Raw genomic sequence first — 19,453 nt, forward strand, 5'->3', positions numbered from 1 at the left:
TCATCCTGCTTTATTTTGCTACGCCCCTTTTTAAAGGGGTTCTTTTTTATACTTTTTTATTTTCTTAGCTTATCGACTAACAATATATCAATTTATAAATTAAAATATTTTCATTTTTACTATTGATAATAGAATAAAAAAACACCTCAAAATAAATTTTAATCTTGAGGTATAATTTATGCTCAATGACTTTATTACTAAATTAAAATGTTTATATTAGCTTAATTTTAAGCTTCTAATTTAGTCTTTAAATTAATGTTTAAGAATATAAAACGTATGACTATAAGCAACATCTTCTGGGTTCTCAATGGGATACCCTTTTAACCATGGTTTTATTAAGCGTCCATTCGTATATTGATAAATAGGCGCGATTGGCGCATCTTCAGCAATCATTTGCTCTGCTCGGTTATACAAATTATTTCTTTCATTTGAATCGATAGTCATACTTGCGAATAGTAATATTTCATCATATTGTTCATTTTGATATTTCGAAATATTACCTGCATGTTTAGAGTTCAATAGACTTAAAAAAGTAGAAGGTTCATTATAATCACCAACCCAAGATGCTCTTATAACATCAAAATCACCCGAATTTCGGCTATCAATATATGTTTTCCATTCTTGGTTACGTAATTGGACTTTTACCCCTAACTTTTTCTTCCACATAGAAGCAACAGCAATAGCAATTTTCTGATGATTCTCTGAATTATTGTATAGCAATGAGAGTGTTAATGGATTATGAGGGCCATATCCAGCAGCCGCTAACAAGATCTTAGCTTGGCTATCTAATTCATCTTGAGTGTATTCATCATAAATTGTGGGTTCTGGGGTGAAGCCCGCCGTAACATCAGGTGTAAAACGGTTTGCTGATTTTTCCCCTGTACCTAATACCTTATCAGTGATAATTTTTCTATCTATTGCCATCGCTAACGCTTTACGTACACGAATATCTTTTGTTGGCCCCGATTGGGTATTAAAAGCATAATAATATGTTCCTAATTGATCTGGGATATAAACCTCATTAGGAATATCTTTCATTAACTTATGATATAAATTTTTAGGGAATGATTCCGTTATATCAATATCACCTGCTAAATAACGTTTTGTCGCATGTGATTCATGATTAATAGGAACAAAAGTCACTTTAGTTAATACTGTATTTTTATGATCCCAATAATAAGGATTTGGTGCTAATACAATCTTTTCATTAATCACTCTGTCTTTTAATACAAAGGCGCCATTACCCACTAAATTACCAACTTTAATCCATTCTGAACCATATTTTTCAATACTATGACGAGGCACTGGATATAGTGAAAAATTAGTCGTCAAACTTGGAAAATAGGAAACAGGTCTCTCTAATGTCACTTTTAGTGTTTTTTCATCTATCGCTTCTACACCTAATGATGTTGGTTTTAATTTTCCATCAATAATCTTTTGTGCATTTTCAATAGATGCAAGTGATGCATACCATGCAAAAGGTGAAAGATTCTTAGGGTCAACTAACCTTTGCCAACTATAAACAAAATCTGTTGCTGTTACTTTTTCGCCATTAGACCATTTTGCATTATCACGTAAAGTGAAGATCCATACACGATTATCTTCTGTACGCCAACTTTGAGCAACACCCGGAATGGGACGTCCATGCTCATCTTCTATCGTCAACCCTTCAAATAAATCACGTTGCACTTGAGCTTCTGTTAATCCTACTGCATTAATAGGATCAAGTGATGCAGGCTCATCTTTTAAATGTCGAACAACTTCTTGCTTTTTATCGAGTATCGTTCCTGCGGGGACTACTGCCGCATTTACCTGCGACATGATTGATCCTTGAACGACAAGTGCACATGAGATGACGAATATTTTGCGCATGTCTGTTTCGTCCTGTAATCTGTATGAGAATAAACAGCACAATTATAAGAGCCTGATAAAAAGGCACAATCACTGATTACAAATATTTTATAAATTTTTATGTTTTTAGTGGTGACTATGCCAATAGTGGCAAATTTTAATTATGGTTAAGCATTAACGAAAATTATCGTTAATAATGAGTATTAATAACAGTTAGTCTGACAACTAATAAAGGAGAACAACAATGGCACATCAAGTTACTTTACAAGGAAATGCAGTGACACTAGCGGGTAATTTCCCAGCAGTAGGTCAAAAAGCTGCAGATTTCTCTCTTGTTGGTAAAGATCTTAATGATGTTTCTTTAGCGAATTTTGCAGGTAAACGTAAAGTTTTAAACATTTTCCCAAGTGTAGATACGGGGGTTTGTGCTGCAAGTGTTCGCCAATTTAATAAAGTTGCGAATGAATTAAATAACACTGTTGTTTTATGTATTTCAGCTGATTTACCTTTTGCTCAAGCACGTTTTTGCGGTGCTGAAGGCTTAGCTAATGTAGTAACATTATCTACAATGCGAGGCACTGAATTCAAAGAAAACTACGGTGTTGCAATTACATCAGGTCCATTAGCTGGCTTAACAAGCCGAGCAGTGATTGTTTTAGATGAAAATAACACTGTTATCTACACCCAACTGGTTGATGAAATTACAACTGAACCGAATTATGATGATGCGTTAAAAGCACTGAAATAATACTGATAAAAAAATAGACGAGTATTATGCTCGTCTATTTTTTATTATGCACAAAATCTTATTACTCCATTAGTCTTCAGGCTTATCACTCTTTTTATTCGTAAGATTATATTCTCTGAGTTTATTCGCAATAGCAGTATGAGAAATACCTAAGCGTTTCGCTAACTTACGTGTACTTGGATAATCATGGTATAAACGTGCTAAAATAGAAGCTTCAAAACGTTTTGTCATCTCATCCAACGAACCTTCTAATAGGTTCTCATCAAATAATGTTTCATCCGTATGCTCTGGTAACGTAATATCTTGAGCACGCAATGTATTTCCAGCTAACTGTGCCATTGCTTGATAAACAGTATTACGCAATTGGCGAATATTACCAGGCCAAGAATATTGTATTAAATAATTGGAGAAATCAGCAGAAATAGATGGTACACCTATTTTTTGTTCTTGGCAGTACTGATTAATAAAATGAGTTGCCAAAGGAATTATATCGTCCTTTCTTTCCCTTAATGGCGGTAATATTAATGTTAATACATTCAATCGATAATAGAGATCTTCTCTAAACAACCCCTTTTGCACTAATTCCCACAAATTTTTCTGAGTAGCACAAATAATACGCACATTTACATTAACTTCGTCTTCTTCACCCACTCTACGGAACGTTCCATCATTTAAAAAACGTAGAAGTTTGATCTGCATTTGTGGCGACATTTCACCAATTTCATCTAGTAAAACAGTACCACCATTGGCTTGCTCAAAAAAGCCCTTTTTCCCTTCAATGGCATTAGGATAAGCACCCGGAGCATAGCCAAATAACTCACTTTCAACAACATCATCAGGCATTGAAGCACAATTTAAGCCAAGAAATGGATACCTTAAACGGTTACTTAATAAATGGCAGGCTTTTGCCAATAAATCCTTTCCTGTACCAGTTTCCCCCACTAATAACAATGGAGCATCCATTATTGCCATTTTCTTTGCGCGAGAAATAAGCTGCTTCATTTTAGGTGTTACAGCAATAATTTGGTCAAAACCACTTTGATCATTAGCCATTAATTTAGGGTGATCATAAATAATAGAATGGTATTTCAACAAAACAAAAGCGCCAACACAATGATTATATTGATTATCATCCGTGAGTTTTATTGGGACAATTTCCATTTCAAAATCTTGTTTTTTCAGCGTGATAGGCACCATCTGAATAAAATGCTCTTTTTGCTCTAAAAAACGATGGATATTAAAATTTGGGATCAATTGGTTAAAGGTTTTCTCAGAATTATCATCTGGAGATAAACCAAACAGTAGTCTCGTTGCGGGATTTAGTAATTTAACCTTACCTTTTGTATCTATAGAAAAAACAGGTACTGGTACAGATTCTAATAATGTCCAAATTGCACGATGTTCTTGCTCAGAAGGCATAAATGCAACCGTACGTACATCAATAACACCGTCTATTCTACGGATTTCAGCCATTAACGGCTGAAAAATATCAAAATCAATCTGTGAAAAATTCAGGTAAATCAGACCTATTGGGAATATTTCAATTCCACGTAAATCTATATTTTTTAATACCAGCAGATCTAATAATTCACGGGTTAACCCGATGCGATCTTTACAAGTGACCTCTAAACGCATTATGAACCTTCTTAATACTGAGTGACCCTGAACTAATTCTAGATATTATACATAAATATCAACGAAATAAAGAGGCTTGTCAGCAAAGGTTGACACTACTAGCATTTATTTTTACACAATTAAATTAATTTTTTGATTTTTAACCCTGATTATTTATGTCTTAAAAAAATCAAATAACGAAAAAGAAGGGGTTCTTATTATTTTTTTCAATTCAAAATCGATAAGATATTCGACATCTTTCACCAAAGGACTTAATTCTTGACTAATCACTTTTTTGATGATTCTACATCCATTATCAAAACAAAAAAGTAAAAACTCTAATGCATTTATTGCCCTTTCTTTCTTATCTGACTCAGCTAAATATTCAAAAAATTGGGATGCCTTTTTTATTCGAAATGGCTTAGATTGCTTTTGATATTGTCTCTTTTTAATCTCACTAATCGTCTCACTAAGAATAGGGATTAAAATGCTGAGTTGGTTATCAATATTTGAGATATTAAATGCCGAACTCAGATAAAGTTTACGTCTTGGTTTAGAGAGTTTCTTTATTACTGATATTTGTATTTCTTTCATTTTTTAACCTTGTTATAAATATTATTTAGTCACTTCTTATATTTTTTACAAATGAAATCCATCACTATTTTTTGATTAGTAAATTAATCAAAAAATAAGCATATTAAAAGATATCAAAAAAACTATAACAATTACCTTGGGGTGATATTTAACGCTATTTATTACACTAAAATCAATACTATTTTCTATCAAAAAAGAAATACTGTGATTAAAAGCATAAATATGTCGCTAAAGAAACAGATATTAATCTTTATATACAAGTAGTTATAACAGTCTTATTCCTTTAAAGAATCGACTATTTTAAAAATTTCTTATCACGATAGTTTCATTTTAAAATAATAACATCTTTGGTAATAAGGAATTAAAATTACTTTATAGCATTCAGTTTATTATTTTAATAACAATATTTCTTTTTCTTTATCGGTATGGTTATTTTATATAAACAACACGTTGTTAATATTTATATAAAAAAACCGCAGAATAACTTCTACGGTTTTTATTTAAAAGAATAGAAAGGTTAAATAATGATTTACTCTTTCTTTTTATTACCAATGGTATTTTTTAATTTCCCAATTAACTCTTTTCTAAAATCGCCTAGTTTAGGTTTATTATCATCAATCCATGGTAAAGGACGGCATAACTCCATTGCCTTTATTCCTAATCGTGCAGTTAATAACCCAGCACCAATACCTTGAGCAGCTCTTGTTGATAACCGTGCTGCAAGATCTTGTGAAAGCCAGTCCATTCCGACTTCTCTAACCAGCTCCGTCGCACCAGCAAATGCAATATTGACCAAAACAAGACGAAATAGTTTTAAACGACTATAGTAACCTAACTCGATACCGTAAATTTCGGCAATACGATTAATTAAACGAATATTGCGCCAACCAATAAAGGCCATATCAACCATTGCCAGTGGACTGACAGCGATCATTAAAGTTGACTCCGCAGCAGAACGACTAATTTCAGCTCTTGCTTGTTTATCCAAAATTGGTTGAACAAGTTGACTATAAAGTTCTAATACTTCTTTGTCATTATGTGTGTCATGTAATGCACTTTGCCAGCGAATTAATGCCGGATGTTGTGAGCTAATACCTGCTTGTTTAGCGAGTTTTTCACAAAATGGCCTGCCATTTCCCATTGCATGGCTATAAAGTAATTCTTTTGCTTTATCTCTTTCATCAGCGCGTTGGCGTAAACGATAAATACGGCGCCACTCTGTGATAAGTGATCCAATGCCAGCAGCAACAATTAATCCACCTGCACTTGCCGCACCCAACGCAATCCAGTCAGAATTTATCCATGAGTTGAAAATCCATTGTCCAGTTTGAGCAATAACACTAATTCCTAAAATGGTACTCGCGATCGTTAATAAACGTTTCCAGACACTTTTTTTCGGTTTTAAAATTGATTGAACATCGCCTTCTAATTGCCCTTCATTCTCCTCATCCAATTGTGGATCAATAGGCAAAAATTGCTCATTTTCATTAAAGCCAACACCTTTTTTTAAGGTGACTTCTTCTTGAAGTATGGGCTCTTTAAAATCAATTCGCGATTTTAATGGCTCATTCATTTTAATTTATCCCCTAACAAGAATTCCATTGCACTATCCATGCGAATATGAGGAATCGCACTATCTCTTGATATTTGCTGAGGTCTAAAAGATTCGAAACTAAACCCCTGCTTTTCCCAAAATGCTTTTTCAGGTAATCGCTTAGGAACCTCACCAGGGAAATACACCAATGGTGTGTTATCACTTAAGCGAAAACCTTTTAAGGCTGGTATTTTTTCGCCATGATGATCAACTATTCCGCTTTCAGTTGCCGCAATAGAAGCGAGTCCCATACAATCAATGCTGATCCCTTCAAAAATAGCATTTTGTTTAGCATCTTGAATAAGCTGTTGAAGCAATGACACTAAATTTTCATGTTGGTCAACCGTGATATGGTCGGCTTTTGTGGCTGCAAATAGAAGTTTATCGATACAAGGTGAAAATAAGCGTCTAAGTAAGGTTCTTTTTCCATAATGAAAACTGCGCATTAATTGTGTTAATGCTTGGCGCATATCATTAAAAACATCTGCACCTTGATTTAAAGGTTGTAAACAATCAACTAAAACAATTTGTCTATCAAATCCTTGGAAATGATCACGATAAAAACCTTTTACAACATGCTGTCCATAATATTCATAGCGCTGTTTTAGCATACCAATATTAGTACGTTTATCTGCGTTCTTTAATTTAGCAATATCGTATTTTTGTAAATCAGCCCATGGGAAAAACTGTAAAACAGGTGCTCCAGCTAATTCACCGGGTAATACAAAACGCCCTGGCTGAATAAAATGAAGCCCCTCTTCTTTACATGCTAATAAATAGTCAGTGTAAGCGGAGGCAATATCAGCTAATAATGTTTCATCCGCTGGCGCAAAAGGATCACATTTTTTAAGGAGTAATTGCCAATGTTGTTCTGGTGACGTTCTTTGTCGATTGATCTTATTCATTTGCTCTGACCATTCAAAATAGTCTTGCTCAAGCATAGGTAAATCTAATAGCCATTCACCAGGGTAATCAACAATTTCTAAATAAAGAGAAGAGGTTTCTTTTATAAAACGAGTTAACGATTCATTAGAGCGGTAACGTAGTTGTAAACGAATTTCACTAACCCTTTTTGTAGGAACTGGCCAACTTGGAGGGGTATGATAAAGAGATTCCATTCCCTCATCATAAGTAAAACGTGGAATATTAAAATTGTGTTGAGGAATACGTTTTACACCTAGTAGCTGTTTATTTCGTGCAGCCGAAAACAGCGGTAAACGCGCGCCTGTATGTACATTAATAAGTTGATTAACTAAAGAGGTAATAAATGCTGTTTTACCACTTCGACTTAATCCGGTTACGGCCAAACGAAGATGTCTATCAACACCACGATTAATAAAAGCTGTAAGTTCATTTTGTAGGCGTTTCATGTTTCTCCCAAGACACTTGACGCGATAGCTTATTAAAACCTGCTTTGATAATAGGTTCAGCTATCAATAGAACCAACCAACGTAACGGTTTACTACTTACTCGTTTTAATATTCCGCCTGTGATTGCTGCTGGTCCAAATAAAGTGAATAACATTAATCCAAATGTTAACCCTTTTTTGGCTAATTGGGCGAGTTTATTTGTTTTTAAAGAAACGAATACTTGATTGAAATTCACAATACACTCCTCAATCAGAAATTTTACTCTCTCACAATACAAGCGTTGAAAAAGATAAATAGGCTGAAAGAAAGACGCTCCTAAAATGGAGCGTCTTATCAGATTAAATGGCAAAAATATTACAAATCTCGAAAGCGTTTATTTAACTGATAAGTGGAAGAGGTAATATAGCGTTCCATTTGTTGCAGACGTTTTTCGCCTTGCATCAATTGGTTATCTACTCCGCTTAAAATTTCTTTTAAGCTCTCTTGCTGATCTTCGCCTTGCTGATAATTAGCAGGGGCTGGCTCCATAAAGAAACTTAAGACAAGATAAGCAATAATAGTTAAACCGAAAAAACCAGCAAACAGCGCAATCACCGCAATAACCCTGACAAGTAAAACAGGAATATTAAAATAATGGGCTAGGCCTGCGCATACGCCACGGATCACGCCCTCTTGTGGCAAGCGATACAATTGTTTGCTCTGCATCGTCATTATGATTGCCTCCAGTTAGGATGTTCTGCATCAAGTATTTGTTCTAACGTCTTAATGCGCTCCTGCATTTGCTGAGCCTTATCCACCAGCGCGTTCAGTCGCTGCATTTCTTGTTGGGTTAGCTGAACATTACCTCCGCCTTTCTGGCTGTTGTAATGTAACCACAGCCAGATAGGGAGAATAAACAAAATAAAAATGGTCAGTGGTATTCCCAGAAATATATAGCCCATTACATATCCTTTATAAGATGGTTATTACGTTTGCTGTTACTCTTTGTTGATATTGATTTTAGCTTTTAATGCCGCTAATTGCGCGCTAATTTCATCATCAGCTTTTAATTCAGCAAACTGTTGGTCTAATGATTTTTCTTTACCTAGCCCGTAACTTTGAGCCTCACCTTCCATATGATCAATACGGCGTTCAAACTGTTCAAAACGTGCCATTGCTGCATCCATTTTACCACTGTCTAATTGACGACGAACTTGGCGAGATGAGTTTGCAGCTTGATGACGCACAACTAAAGACTGCTGTTTTGCACGAGTTTCAGTTAGCTTATTTTCTAACTCGCTAATTTCACCTTTTAAGCGAGTTAGCGTTTCATCAATGATAATCAGTTCATGTTTCAATGTATCATTAACTGATGCTACACGTTGTTTTTCGATTAATGCCGCACGAGCTAAATCTTCTTTTTCCTTAATAAGAGCTAATTCTGCTTTATCCTGCCAATCTTTCATCTGTTTTTCAGCTTGTTCGATACGGCGCTCTAATCCTTTCTTTTCAGCTAAAGTACGTGCTGAAGTTGTACGGATCTCAACTAACATATCTTCCATCTCTTGGATCATTAGGCGGATCATTTTTTCAGGATCTTCCGCTTTATCTAATAAAGAAGCGATATTGGCATTAATTATGTCAGCAAAACGTGAAAATATACCCATGATGTTATCCTTAATAGCTATGCTAATTAGTGACGTTAAATTATTTCAATAATGGCGTACTATCGTAACGCCCGCATACTTTAGTTAATACAATTTGCGTGCCAACTTTTAAAAATTACTTAAGCTATTAATAATAGGTGACTTATATTATTCGCCTATTTTTCGAACACCTGATAAACTGGCAAAAAATACCTCAATATGGTGAATTTAACCAATGAATGAGAATTTAGAGACAATAATCGGCGTTGATAGTCAATTTATTGATGTATTAGAACAAACTTCAGCACTTGCTCAATTAAAAAAGCCTGTATTAATTATTGGTGAACGAGGTACAGGTAAAGAGTTGATTGCCCATCGATTACACTACCTTGCACCTTGGTGGCAAGGGCCTTTCATTTCAATCAACTGTTCTGCACTCAATGATAATTTACTCGATTCTGAGCTGTTTGGTCATGAAGCAGGCGCTTTTACTGGCGCTAAAAATCGTCATCAAGGGCGTTTTGAACGTGCGGATGGAGGTTCTCTTTTTCTTGATGAACTGGCGACTGCTCCCATGCTTGTACAAGAAAAGCTTTTACGTGTCATTGAGTATGGTCATTTAGAGCGCGTTGGAGGTAGTCAATCTCTGCATGTTGATGTTAGGTTGATTTGCGCGACAAATGCTGATTTACCAGCAATGGCGGAAGAAGGTAAATTTCGTGCTGATTTACTGGATAGATTAGCGTTTGATGTAATTAGACTCCCTCCATTAAGAGAGCGACGCGCAGATATTATGTTACTTGCTGAAAATTTCGCTATCTCAATGTGCCAAGAGTTAAGTTTACCTTTTTTTCCTGGTTTCAGTGATAGTGCACGCCAAGTACTTTTAGATTATTCATGGCCAGGTAATATTCGTGAGCTTAAAAATGTTGTTGAACGCTCAGTTTATCGTCATGGAACTAGTGATAGCGTACTCAACAATATCATTATTGATCCCTTTGCTGGTATTCAAACGTCAAAAAAATCCGAATTAAAGAAATCGTCTCAAGAAAATTTTTCACTCCCTACATTACCGTTGGATTTACGCCAATGGCAAAATGAGGCGGAAAAAAAATTAGTTAATAATGCATTAAAAGAGAGCTTATATAACCAGAAAGAGGCGGCTGAAAAGTTATCATTAAGCTACGATCAATTTAGAGGGCTAATTAAGAAACATCAAATAACAACTTAATCTATTGATATAGATGTTTTTAATTGCAAGAAAACTCTATAAACAATAGGCAAAAAAAAAGCCAGCACCCGAGCTGGCTAGTAAAAAAATACTGGAAGCAATGTGAGCAATGTCGTTCCCTCTGCGGAAAACCTCTTACCGCCGAAGGACAATACGGATGATAATCTTTATCATTAGCATTTGTAAAGCATTTTATTGAGAATTTTTCTCACTTTGTTTTTTTTGACTATTTTGGGATAGAAAGTTTTTTAAGTTACAATAGCAAAATCGTTTCTCTAAAAGACATTATTTATGCGCCCTATTTTATTTATTGGTACTTTGCTATTTACCTTTACAAGCGCAACTTGTATCGCGGATGTAGCACCAAAAACACAAGCACCATCTATAACGCTTGAGCCAACTCCAATTAATCAAAATGGTTTTGTTTATTGTGTTGATGGCAGTGTAAATACCTTTAATCCACAGTTATCAAGTAGTGGATTAATTATTGATCCTCTGGCTGCCCAGCTCTATGACCGTCTTTTAGATGTTGACCCTTACACTTATCGCCTGATCCCTGAAATCGCAGCTCGATGGGAAACATTAGATAACGGCGCAACATACCGCTTTTATTTACGTAAAAATATCTCTTTTCAACAAACATCTTGGTTTACACCAACACGTAAACTCACCGCTGATGATGTTATTTTTAGTTTTGAAAGGATGATTAATCCCAAAAATCCTTTCAATCAAGTTAATGGTGGAAAATATCCCTATTTTGATAGCTTAAGTTTTGCCGACAATATCCAATCAATTAAAAAATTGGGTCAATACACAGTCGAATTTAGCCTAAAAGAGCCTGACGCCTCTTTTCTGTGGCATTTAGCAACACATTACGCCCCTATTCTTTCCACTGAATATGCACAAAGCTTAGAAAAATCGGGCAACCAGACACAACTTGATTGGAAACCAGTAGGTACGGGTCCTTTCTTTCTTGATGAATATCAACCAGGCCAATTTGTTCGTTTATTCAGAAATGAAAACTATTGGAAAGGCCAGCCTAAAATGCAACAAGTTGTTATTGATATGGGGGCTGGAGGTACAGGTCGCATATCTAAACTATTAACAGGTGAGTGTGATGTTTTAGCCTATCCTGCGGCTAGTCAATTAAAAGTATTGCGTGACGATCCGCGACTAAGATTAACGTTGCGTTCTGGTATGAATATCGCTTATTTAGCCTTTAACACCAGTAAGCCACCACTAAATGATCTTAAAGTTCGTCAGGCTATTGCTTATGCCATTAATAACGAACGTTTAATGGAATCTATTTATTATGGTACGGCGGAAACGGCAGCATCAGTGCTTCCTCGTGCATCTTGGGCTTATGATAACAGAGCCAAAATTACAGAATACAATCCTGAAAAATCGAAACAAATTCTTAAAGAGCTAGGCCTTGATGAGCTGAAATTAAATCTTTGGGTACCTAGCGCCTCACAATCTTATAACCCAAGCCCATTAAAAATGGCGGAACTTATTCAAGCAGACTTAGCGCAAGTGGGTATTCAAATGAATATTCGTCCTATTGAAGGACGATATCAAGAAACGAGTATGATGGATCGCACCCATGATATGACCTTATCTGGTTGGTCAACTGACAGTAACGATCCTGATAGTTTTTTCCGCCCTCTCTTTAGTTGTGCAGCAATTGGCTCACAAACTAACTTAAGTCATTGGTGTTTACCTAACTTTGATGAAATTTTGAAAAAAGCACTTTATAGTCAGCAACTTGCATCAAGAATGGATTATTATCATCAAGCTCAAGATATACTTGCTCAAGAGTTACCTGTGTTGCCTTTAGCAAACTCTTTACGTATGCAAGCATATCGTTATGATATTAAAGGGTTGGTATTGAGTACTTTTGGCAATGCGTCTTTTGCTGGTGTTTATCGAGAGGCAGAAGTAGATGAACAAAATCACAAGAAAGAGGCTGTAAAATAATCCATGATTATTTATTCAATACGTCGATTACTTTTATTACTTGTGACACTGTTCTTTTTGTCGCTAGTGAGCTTTAGCCTAAGTTATTACACACCAAATGCCCCACTAAGTGGTGCATCACTCACTGATGCCTACTTTTTTTACGCCCATAATATGATCCATTTTGATTTTGGTATTTCCTCTATCAATGGTGAACCTATCAAATTGCAATTGATAGAAGCACTTCCAGCGACCATGGAGCTTTGTACCTTAGCCTTTCTTTTCGCTCTGATTATAGGTATTCCAGCTGGCATTATTGCGGGGGTTTGGCGTAATAAATCCGCCGATATTATTATCAGTAATTTCGCGCTCTTAGGTTTCTCTGTGCCTGTATTTGGGCTTGCACTGCTGTTAACTCTTTTCTTCTCACTAAAGTTAGGCTGGCTACCTGTTTCAGGCCGTATTGATTTGCTTTATAACTTGCAACCTATTACAGGCATTGCATTAGTTGATGCGTGGTTATCTGATTCACCTTATCGCCAACAAATGATCATTAACGTATTACAGCATTTGATTTTACCCGTAATAACTCTGGCTATTGCACCAACAACTGAAGTTATTCGATTAATGCGAAACAGTACTGAAGAAATCATGTCAGAGAACTACGTGAAAGCAGCCGCAACTCGAGGTCTCTCACGTTTTACAATTATTCGTCGCCATATTCTTCATAATGCTTTACCCCCTATCATTCCTAAATTAGGCTTACAGTTCTCCACCATGCTGACACTAACTATGGTGACGGAAATAGTGTTTAACTGGCCTGGACTTGGTCGTTGGTTAGTTACAGCAATCCGCCAACAAGACTACTCAGCTATTTCAGCTGGTGTAATGTTGGTGGGTTCAATGGTCATTATTGTTAACGTTTTATCAGATATTGTGGGCGCAATGAGTAACCCAATGAAACACAAGGTGGGATATGCCTTTAGATAGCCAATTTTATAAAGAGAAAAAAACACCTTCACCCGCCGCGGTGATTTGGCAATGTTTTTCTAAAGACGTTATTTCAATGATAGGGTTTTATGGCGTTCTTTTTCTCTTAGTACTCAGTATTATAGGGCCTCATATTGCGCCTTATGCACTCGACCAACAATTTTTTGGCCATCAACTAACTCCCCCATCTTGGTATCAAAACGGGAATGTCTCCTATTTCTTTGGTACCGATGATTTAGGGCGTGATGTATTTAGCCGAATTTTAATTGGTACAAGCATGACCTTTGGTGGTGCATTTATTGTCACTTTTGCAGCGACATTAATGGGATTAATTATTGGCTGTTTTGCAGGTATGACCCACGGCTTAAAATCCGCCGTTCTCAATCATATATTAGACACACTGTTATCAATTCCATCCTTACTACTTGCTATTATTGTTGTGGCTTTTGTAGGAACAAGTCTTGGTCACGCAATGATAGCAATTTGGCTGGCACTATTACCTCGTTTAGTCAGAATGATTTACTCTGCTGTTAATGATGAATTAAACAAAGAGTATGTTATTGCTTCTCGTCTTGATGGCGCATCGAATATTTCTATTTTATGGTACACCGTACTGCCTAATATTACGCCTGTATTAGTTTCTGAATTAACACGTGCCTTCTCAATTGCTATTCTTGATATTACAGCATTAGGTTTTCTCAATTTAGGAGCCCAACTTCCTTCACCAGAATGGGGAGCAATGCTAGGTGATTCTTTAGAGTTAATTTATGTTGCTCCTTGGACAGTCTTAATTCCGGGTGCCACTATTATGATAAGCGTTTTACTGGTAAACCTTTTAGGTGATGGTTTACAGCGTGCTATAAATGAGGGAGTGGAATAATGCCTTTATTAGATATACGCAATTTAACCATTGAATTTATGACACCAGATGGCCCAGTAAAAGCGGTAGATCGTGTTTCTATAACCTTAAATGAAAGCGAAGTAAGAGGCCTTGTTGGTGAATCGGGATCTGGTAAAAGCTTAATTGCAAAAGCGATTTGTGGCGTAACAAAAGATAATATCAGTGTGACAGCCGATCGTTTTCGTTTTGATGATATCGACTTACTTAAATTATCACCAAAAGCGCGACGCCGTGTCATTGGTCATAATATCTCAATGATTTTCCAAGAGCCACAATCTTGTCTTGATCCTGCTACAAAAATTGAGCAACAACTTATACAGGCAATTCCTCGCTGGACTTTTAAAGGCCATTGGTGGCAACGCTTTCATTGGCGGAAACGTCGCGCAATTGAGCTATTACACCGTGTCGGTATTAAAGATCATAAAGACATTATGCGCAGTTACCCATATGAATTGACTGAAGGTGAATGCCAAAAAGTGATGATTGCTATTGCTATTGCAAATCAGCCTCGATTACTGATTGCGGATGAACCTACTAACGCTATGGAGCCAGCAACACAAACCCAAATCTTTCGTTTGCTGACTCGACTCAATCAAAACAACAATATGACCATTTTGTTGATTAGTCATGATTTGCAATGGATGAGTAAATTAGCGAATAAAATTACGGTTATGTATTGTGGCCAAACTGTCGAAACAGCATCTCCTGATGAGTTATTAGTCACACCTTATCATCCTTATACTCAAGCTTTGATCCGCTCTATTCCCGATTTTACCAACTCATTAGCCCATAAAAGCCGTTTAAATACATTACCGGGCGCAATTCCCTCTCTTGAGCATTTACCTGTAGGTTGTCGGCTAGGGCCTCGTTGCCCTTATGCGCAACGACAATGTATTGAAGCACCTCGGTTACGTTTATTTAAAAACCATGCCGTGGCTTGTCATTTTCCGTTAAATGTGGAGCCAACTGATGTTCGATAAACTGCTTGAGGTAAAAAATTTATCAAAAACTTTTCGCTATCGTACTGGATTATTTCGGCGTCAGCAGTTAGAAGCCGTAAAACCGGTAAGTTTTACGCTAGAACCCAAGCAAACTTTAGCTATTATTGGCGCTAATGGTTCAGGTAAATCTACACTAGCGAGAATGTTATCAGGAGTAACTGAGCCTACAGGTGGCGATATTTTTATTAATGGGCATCGACTAACTTTTGGTGATTATCCTTATCGTAGCCAGCGGATTAGAATGATATTTCAAGATCCCACTAACTCATTAAACCCGCGCCAACGTATCGGTCAAACATTAGAGATACCTTTACGCCTAAATACAGAATTAAGCGCTATTGAGCGTGAGAAGCGAATTTATCAAACATTACGTCAAGTGGGTCTTTTACCTGAACATGCAAATTATTATCCTCATATGTTTGCATCAGGTCAGCGCCAACGAATTGCACTTGCACGAGCATTGATATTACAACCTCAAGTCATTATTGCCGATGAGGCAATAGCTTCGCTAGATATGTCTTTACGTTCACAAATTATAAATTTGATGTTAGAACTGCAAGAAACTCATGATATTGCCTACATTTATGTGACACAAAACTTAGGCATGACAAAACATATTAGCGATAAAGTCATTGTGATGGATAATGGCGAAGTTGTTGAACGTGGTAATACGGCAGAAGTCCTTGCATCACCATTACATGAAGTTACTCGAAGATTGGTAGCAAGTCACTTTGGTGAAGCCTTAACAGCAGAAGCTTGGCGCCAAGATTTGACTTAAGTGTAAACAATATAAGCATAATGTTGATTGCACATTATTTCACCCTTTTCCCTTAACTCCTCGGAGGTGCTAGGGAAATTAAACAAATTTACAAATGTCGTGGTAGAATCAGCCACGTTTATTAACAATAAGCGTGATAACCTAACAGATAAATAAAACTGTGAATGATGTTATTATCGCGATTTACGAAAAAACAAGGATACAGCTATGGGCTTTATGACCGGCAAACGCATTCTTATTACTGGTGTTGCTAGTAAATTATCAATTGCTTATGGTATTGCCAAAGCTATGCGTGACCAAGGTGCAGAACTTGCATTTACTTACCAAAATGAAAAACTGAAACCACGCGTTGAAGAGTTTGCAGCATCATTAGACTCAAATATCGTATTAGAGTGTGATGTGTCAAAAGATGAAAGCATCGATACTATGTACGCAGAACTTGCAAAAGTTTGGCCAAAGTATGATGGTTTTGTTCACTCTATCGGTTTTGCTCCTGCTGACCAATTAGATGGCGACTACGTTAATGCAGTAACTCGTGAAGGCTTTAAAATTGCTCACGACATCAGTGCATACAGCTTCGTTGCTATGGCGAAAGCAAGCCGTGAAATGCTAAATCCGAATTCAGCTCTATTAACTCTAACTTATTTAGGCGCTGAACGTGCAATCCCTAATTATAATGTTATGGGTCTAGCGAAAGCTTCTTTAGAAGCTAACGTTCGTTATATGGCAAATGCTATGGGTCCTGAAGGTATTCGTGTTAACGGTATTTCTGCTGGTCCAATCCGTACATTAGCGGCATCTGGTATCAAAGATTTCCGTAAAATGTTAAGCCATTGCGAGTCAGTAACGCCTCTGCGTCGTACTGTAACAACCGAAGATGTTGGTAATACAGCAGCATTCCTATGCTCAGACTTATCTGGTGGTATTACAGGTGAAATCGTTCATGTAGATGGTGGTTTCAGCATCGCCGCAATGAATGAATTAGAACTAAAATAATTCTGTTATATAAATAATAGAAGCCAGCCTTACTGTTAAGGCTGGTTTTTATATTGTCTCTACTGTTTTAACGCTTAATTCTATTAGCTATCAAATTTTTATCTGATACCTGACTTTTTTCTTTTATTTTAAATATCATAGCTCGTTAGATAAATTTCACTTTTTTAGTTTATTCCTATAATCCTTTCTTTATATTAGCGATAAAATAATCACATATTAATAAAAGAATTTAATGTATGAAGAAATTTAGATTTCTGCTTTATATTTTTTCCCTTATTGGTGTGATTATTTTTATTGTGGTTTTATTTTTTATTAAGTCTGAATTAAGTTTAGTAAGAAACGGTGTTGACAAAAAAAACGAAAATTTATTACCTTGATATTTCATTTTTATCTTCTTTTGAAGGATCATAATAAAATACGCCTTATATGTTATAAATATAAGGCACATTTACTTTCGAGTGTTTTCATCAATTAATCGTTTTGTTCACAAATTTACAAAAGCCTTTTTTATTCGCACCATTTGAGTTTGCTAATTTCTTAGAACCACTTATCATCTTATCTTAGTGAAGATATTCTAATATCTGTAAGTTAATTCACCACTTCATTGATAGGGAGCTATTCAATATGAAATTGTACTACACGCCTGGTAGTTGCTCGCTTTCCCCTCATATCGTTTTACGTGAAACTGGTTTAGATTTCTCAATAGAACGAATCGACTTACGTGCTAAGAAAACAGAATCGGGGAAAGATTTTCTAACCATCAATCCCAAAGGCCAAGTTCCTGTTCTTCAATTAGATAATGGTGATATTTTGACTGAAGGTGTTGCAATTGTTCAATACCTTGCTGACTTAAAACCTGATAGAAATTTAATTGCATCGCCAAAATCACTAGAACGCTATCATCAAATTGAATGGTTAAACTTTCTTGCTAGTGAAGTGCATAAAGGCTATGGCCCTCTATTTTCACCAGATACGCCTGAAAGCTATGTACCTATTGTTAAAACTAAATTAAAAAGCAAATTCGCCTATATTAATGATGTATTGAGCAAACAAAAATGTGCATGTGGTGAGCATTTTACGGTTATTGATGCCTATTTATTTACATTAAGCCAATGGGCACCGCATGTTGGTTTAGATTTAACTGATTTAACACACCTACAAAATTACCTAAAACGCATTGCACAACGACCTAATGTACATAGTGCACTAGTCACTGAAGGGTTAATTAAAGAGTAAATTAAAACTCAATAAAAAATAATCTAAACACAATTAAAAAGCGGATATCACATTAATATCCGCTTTTTCTTCTGTTAAAAGTTGATTGATTTAATCTAGCTGTGTTGCGCAGAATCGGTGTGTTGGATGCACCATTTGATCTTGAGCTGCAACGAGTTGTAGTTCGTATTCATTCATCTCTTTTGTTTTTAGCATCACTTCATAAACTGCTGAGGCAACGTGCTCTAATGCGGTTTGTAATTCAATACCTTTGAGTAAATCCACCAGCATTAAACCACTAGTTAAATCACCGACACCTACTGGTTGACGCTCACCAAAATCAACTAATGGGCGACTAACATGCCAACTATGTTCTGCGGTTACTAACAGCATTTCAAAACGATCATGACGATATCCAGCACGTGATAAGTGTTTTACTAATACAATTTTAGGGCCTTGTTTACACAATTCACGAGCAGCATTTAGGCATTCATCAACGTTGTGAAGTGCTTTACCACCACTTAATGTTTCAAGCTCTAATAAATTAGGTGCAATGATATCGCTAATAGGTAATGCATCTTCACACAGCACGCCTGAAACAGCAGGAGGAACAATACAGCCTTTCTCAGGATGCCCCATCACGGGATCACAGAAATACCATGCGTTAGGATTGGCTTGTTTTACTTTTTTAACGATATCAACAATGCGCAAACCTTGTTCGGCCGATCCCAGATAACCACTTAGTACAGCATCACATTGTGAGAGCTTGCCGATTGCGGCAATACCATCAACGATCTCAGTAATGTGTTCTGCTGACATAACACAACCAGTCCATTTTTCTGGATATTGAGTGTGATTTGAAAATTGCACTGTGTTTAAAGGCCAAACGTTTACACCCATGCGACGCATTGGAAACTCAGAAGCACTGTTACCCGCGTGACCGAAAACAACATGAGACTGAATAGAGAGTATATTTTTCATGACATAAA

At 36.3% G+C, this 19,453-nt stretch carries 19 protein-coding genes; 9 read left to right on the plus strand and 10 right to left on the minus strand.

Features of this window, described 5'->3' with window-relative positions; all coding sequences use genetic code 11:
- Window positions 1-252: 252 nt before the first annotated feature.
- Complete coding sequence (locus GWI59_RS01535; RefSeq protein WP_373273824.1) at window positions 253-1,821, minus strand: peptide ABC transporter substrate-binding protein; 1,569 nt, start codon at window positions 1,819-1,821, stop codon at window positions 253-255.
- 274 nt (window positions 1,822-2,095) lie between these two features.
- Here GWI59_RS01535 and tpx point away from each other — a divergent pair, with 274 nt between their 5' ends.
- Window positions 2,096-2,599 carry a thiol peroxidase gene (tpx, locus tag GWI59_RS01540; RefSeq protein WP_006537004.1) on the plus strand — a complete coding sequence of 168 codons (504 nt, stop codon included), beginning with the start codon at window positions 2,096-2,098 and terminating at the stop codon, window positions 2,597-2,599.
- A 69-nt stretch (window positions 2,600-2,668) separates the two neighbouring features.
- Here the strand turns inward: tpx and tyrR are convergent, their stop codons facing one another.
- The 8 genes from tyrR to pspA form a co-directional block, all read right to left on the minus strand.
- On the minus strand, window positions 2,669-4,234 hold the full coding sequence (gene tyrR, locus GWI59_RS01545) for a transcriptional regulator TyrR (RefSeq protein ID WP_109847597.1): 1,566 nt from the start codon (window positions 4,232-4,234) through the stop codon (window positions 2,669-2,671).
- A 153-nt stretch (window positions 4,235-4,387) separates the two neighbouring features.
- On the minus strand, window positions 4,388-4,807 hold the full coding sequence (locus GWI59_RS01550; protein ID WP_161671566.1) for a hypothetical protein: 420 nt from the start codon (window positions 4,805-4,807) through the stop codon (window positions 4,388-4,390).
- Between the two features lie 529 nt (window positions 4,808-5,336).
- Window positions 5,337-6,380: a YcjF family protein gene (locus GWI59_RS01555; protein ID WP_072062531.1), complete on the minus strand. Its 1,044-nt coding sequence runs from the start codon at window positions 6,378-6,380 to the stop codon at window positions 5,337-5,339.
- Window positions 6,377-7,771 carry a YcjX family protein gene (locus GWI59_RS01560; RefSeq protein ID WP_161723853.1) on the minus strand — a complete coding sequence of 465 codons (1,395 nt, stop codon included), beginning with the start codon at window positions 7,769-7,771 and terminating at the stop codon, window positions 6,377-6,379. The genes GWI59_RS01555 and GWI59_RS01560 overlap by 4 nt, the downstream gene beginning before the upstream one ends.
- Window positions 7,752-8,006, minus strand: coding sequence for a peptide permease (locus tag GWI59_RS01565; protein ID WP_157955972.1), 255 nt, complete (start codon window positions 8,004-8,006; stop codon window positions 7,752-7,754). Before GWI59_RS01565 ends, GWI59_RS01560 begins: the two co-directional genes overlap by 20 nt.
- Before the next feature lie 119 nt (window positions 8,007-8,125).
- On the minus strand, window positions 8,126-8,482 hold the full coding sequence (gene pspC, locus GWI59_RS01570) for an envelope stress response membrane protein PspC (protein ID WP_072062533.1): 357 nt from the start codon (window positions 8,480-8,482) through the stop codon (window positions 8,126-8,128).
- Window positions 8,482-8,712, minus strand: coding sequence for an envelope stress response membrane protein PspB (gene pspB / locus GWI59_RS01575; protein WP_006537012.1), 231 nt, complete (start codon window positions 8,710-8,712; stop codon window positions 8,482-8,484). The genes pspC and pspB overlap by 1 nt, the downstream gene beginning before the upstream one ends.
- Before the next feature lie 36 nt (window positions 8,713-8,748).
- Window positions 8,749-9,417, minus strand: coding sequence for a phage shock protein PspA (gene pspA, locus GWI59_RS01580; RefSeq protein WP_072062534.1), 669 nt, complete (start codon window positions 9,415-9,417; stop codon window positions 8,749-8,751).
- A 214-nt stretch (window positions 9,418-9,631) separates the two neighbouring features.
- Here pspA and pspF point away from each other — a divergent pair, with 214 nt between their 5' ends.
- From pspF to gstA, 8 genes are all read left to right on the plus strand, one after another.
- Window positions 9,632-10,627: a phage shock protein operon transcriptional activator gene (gene pspF / locus GWI59_RS01585; RefSeq protein WP_161723855.1), complete on the plus strand. Its 996-nt coding sequence runs from the start codon at window positions 9,632-9,634 to the stop codon at window positions 10,625-10,627.
- Between the two features lie 291 nt (window positions 10,628-10,918).
- The gene (gene sapA, locus GWI59_RS01590; RefSeq protein WP_006537018.1) at window positions 10,919-12,604 is read left to right on the plus strand and encodes an ABC transporter substrate-binding protein SapA; all 1,686 of its coding nucleotides are present in this window, start codon (window positions 10,919-10,921) and stop codon (window positions 12,602-12,604) included.
- 3 nt (window positions 12,605-12,607) lie between these two features.
- Window positions 12,608-13,573 (plus strand): putrescine export ABC transporter permease SapB, encoded by a 966-nt coding sequence (sapB, locus tag GWI59_RS01595; RefSeq protein ID WP_072062537.1) that lies wholly within the window; start codon window positions 12,608-12,610, stop codon window positions 13,571-13,573.
- Entirely contained in the window at window positions 13,560-14,453 is an 894-nt protein-coding gene (gene sapC / locus GWI59_RS01600; protein ID WP_109847602.1) for a putrescine export ABC transporter permease SapC, read from the plus strand. Before sapB ends, sapC begins: the two co-directional genes overlap by 14 nt.
- On the plus strand, window positions 14,453-15,454 hold the full coding sequence (sapD, locus tag GWI59_RS01605) for a putrescine export ABC transporter ATP-binding protein SapD (RefSeq protein WP_072062539.1): 1,002 nt from the start codon (window positions 14,453-14,455) through the stop codon (window positions 15,452-15,454). The genes sapC and sapD overlap by 1 nt, the downstream gene beginning before the upstream one ends.
- Window positions 15,444-16,253, plus strand: a complete 810-nt coding sequence (gene sapF, locus GWI59_RS01610) for a putrescine export ABC transporter ATP-binding protein SapF (RefSeq protein WP_109847603.1) — start codon at window positions 15,444-15,446, stop codon at window positions 16,251-16,253. The genes sapD and sapF overlap by 11 nt, the downstream gene beginning before the upstream one ends.
- Before the next feature lie 207 nt (window positions 16,254-16,460).
- Window positions 16,461-17,249 carry an enoyl-ACP reductase FabI gene (gene fabI / locus GWI59_RS01615; protein ID WP_006537026.1) on the plus strand — a complete coding sequence of 263 codons (789 nt, stop codon included), beginning with the start codon at window positions 16,461-16,463 and terminating at the stop codon, window positions 17,247-17,249.
- Window positions 17,250-17,873: 624 nt separating this feature from the next.
- Complete coding sequence (gstA, locus tag GWI59_RS01620; protein ID WP_006537028.1) at window positions 17,874-18,485, plus strand: glutathione transferase GstA; 612 nt, start codon at window positions 17,874-17,876, stop codon at window positions 18,483-18,485.
- Window positions 18,486-18,575: 90 nt separating this feature from the next.
- Here gstA and pdxY read toward each other — a convergent pair whose 3' ends face one another.
- Window positions 18,576-19,445: a pyridoxal kinase PdxY gene (gene pdxY, locus GWI59_RS01625; protein ID WP_072062540.1), complete on the minus strand. Its 870-nt coding sequence runs from the start codon at window positions 19,443-19,445 to the stop codon at window positions 18,576-18,578.
- Between the last annotated feature and the right edge of the window lie 8 nt (window positions 19,446-19,453).

Origin of the sequence: Proteus sp. G2673 (genome assembly GCF_009915125.1) — a bacterium.
Taxonomy (GTDB): domain Bacteria; phylum Pseudomonadota; class Gammaproteobacteria; order Enterobacterales; family Enterobacteriaceae; genus Proteus; species Proteus penneri.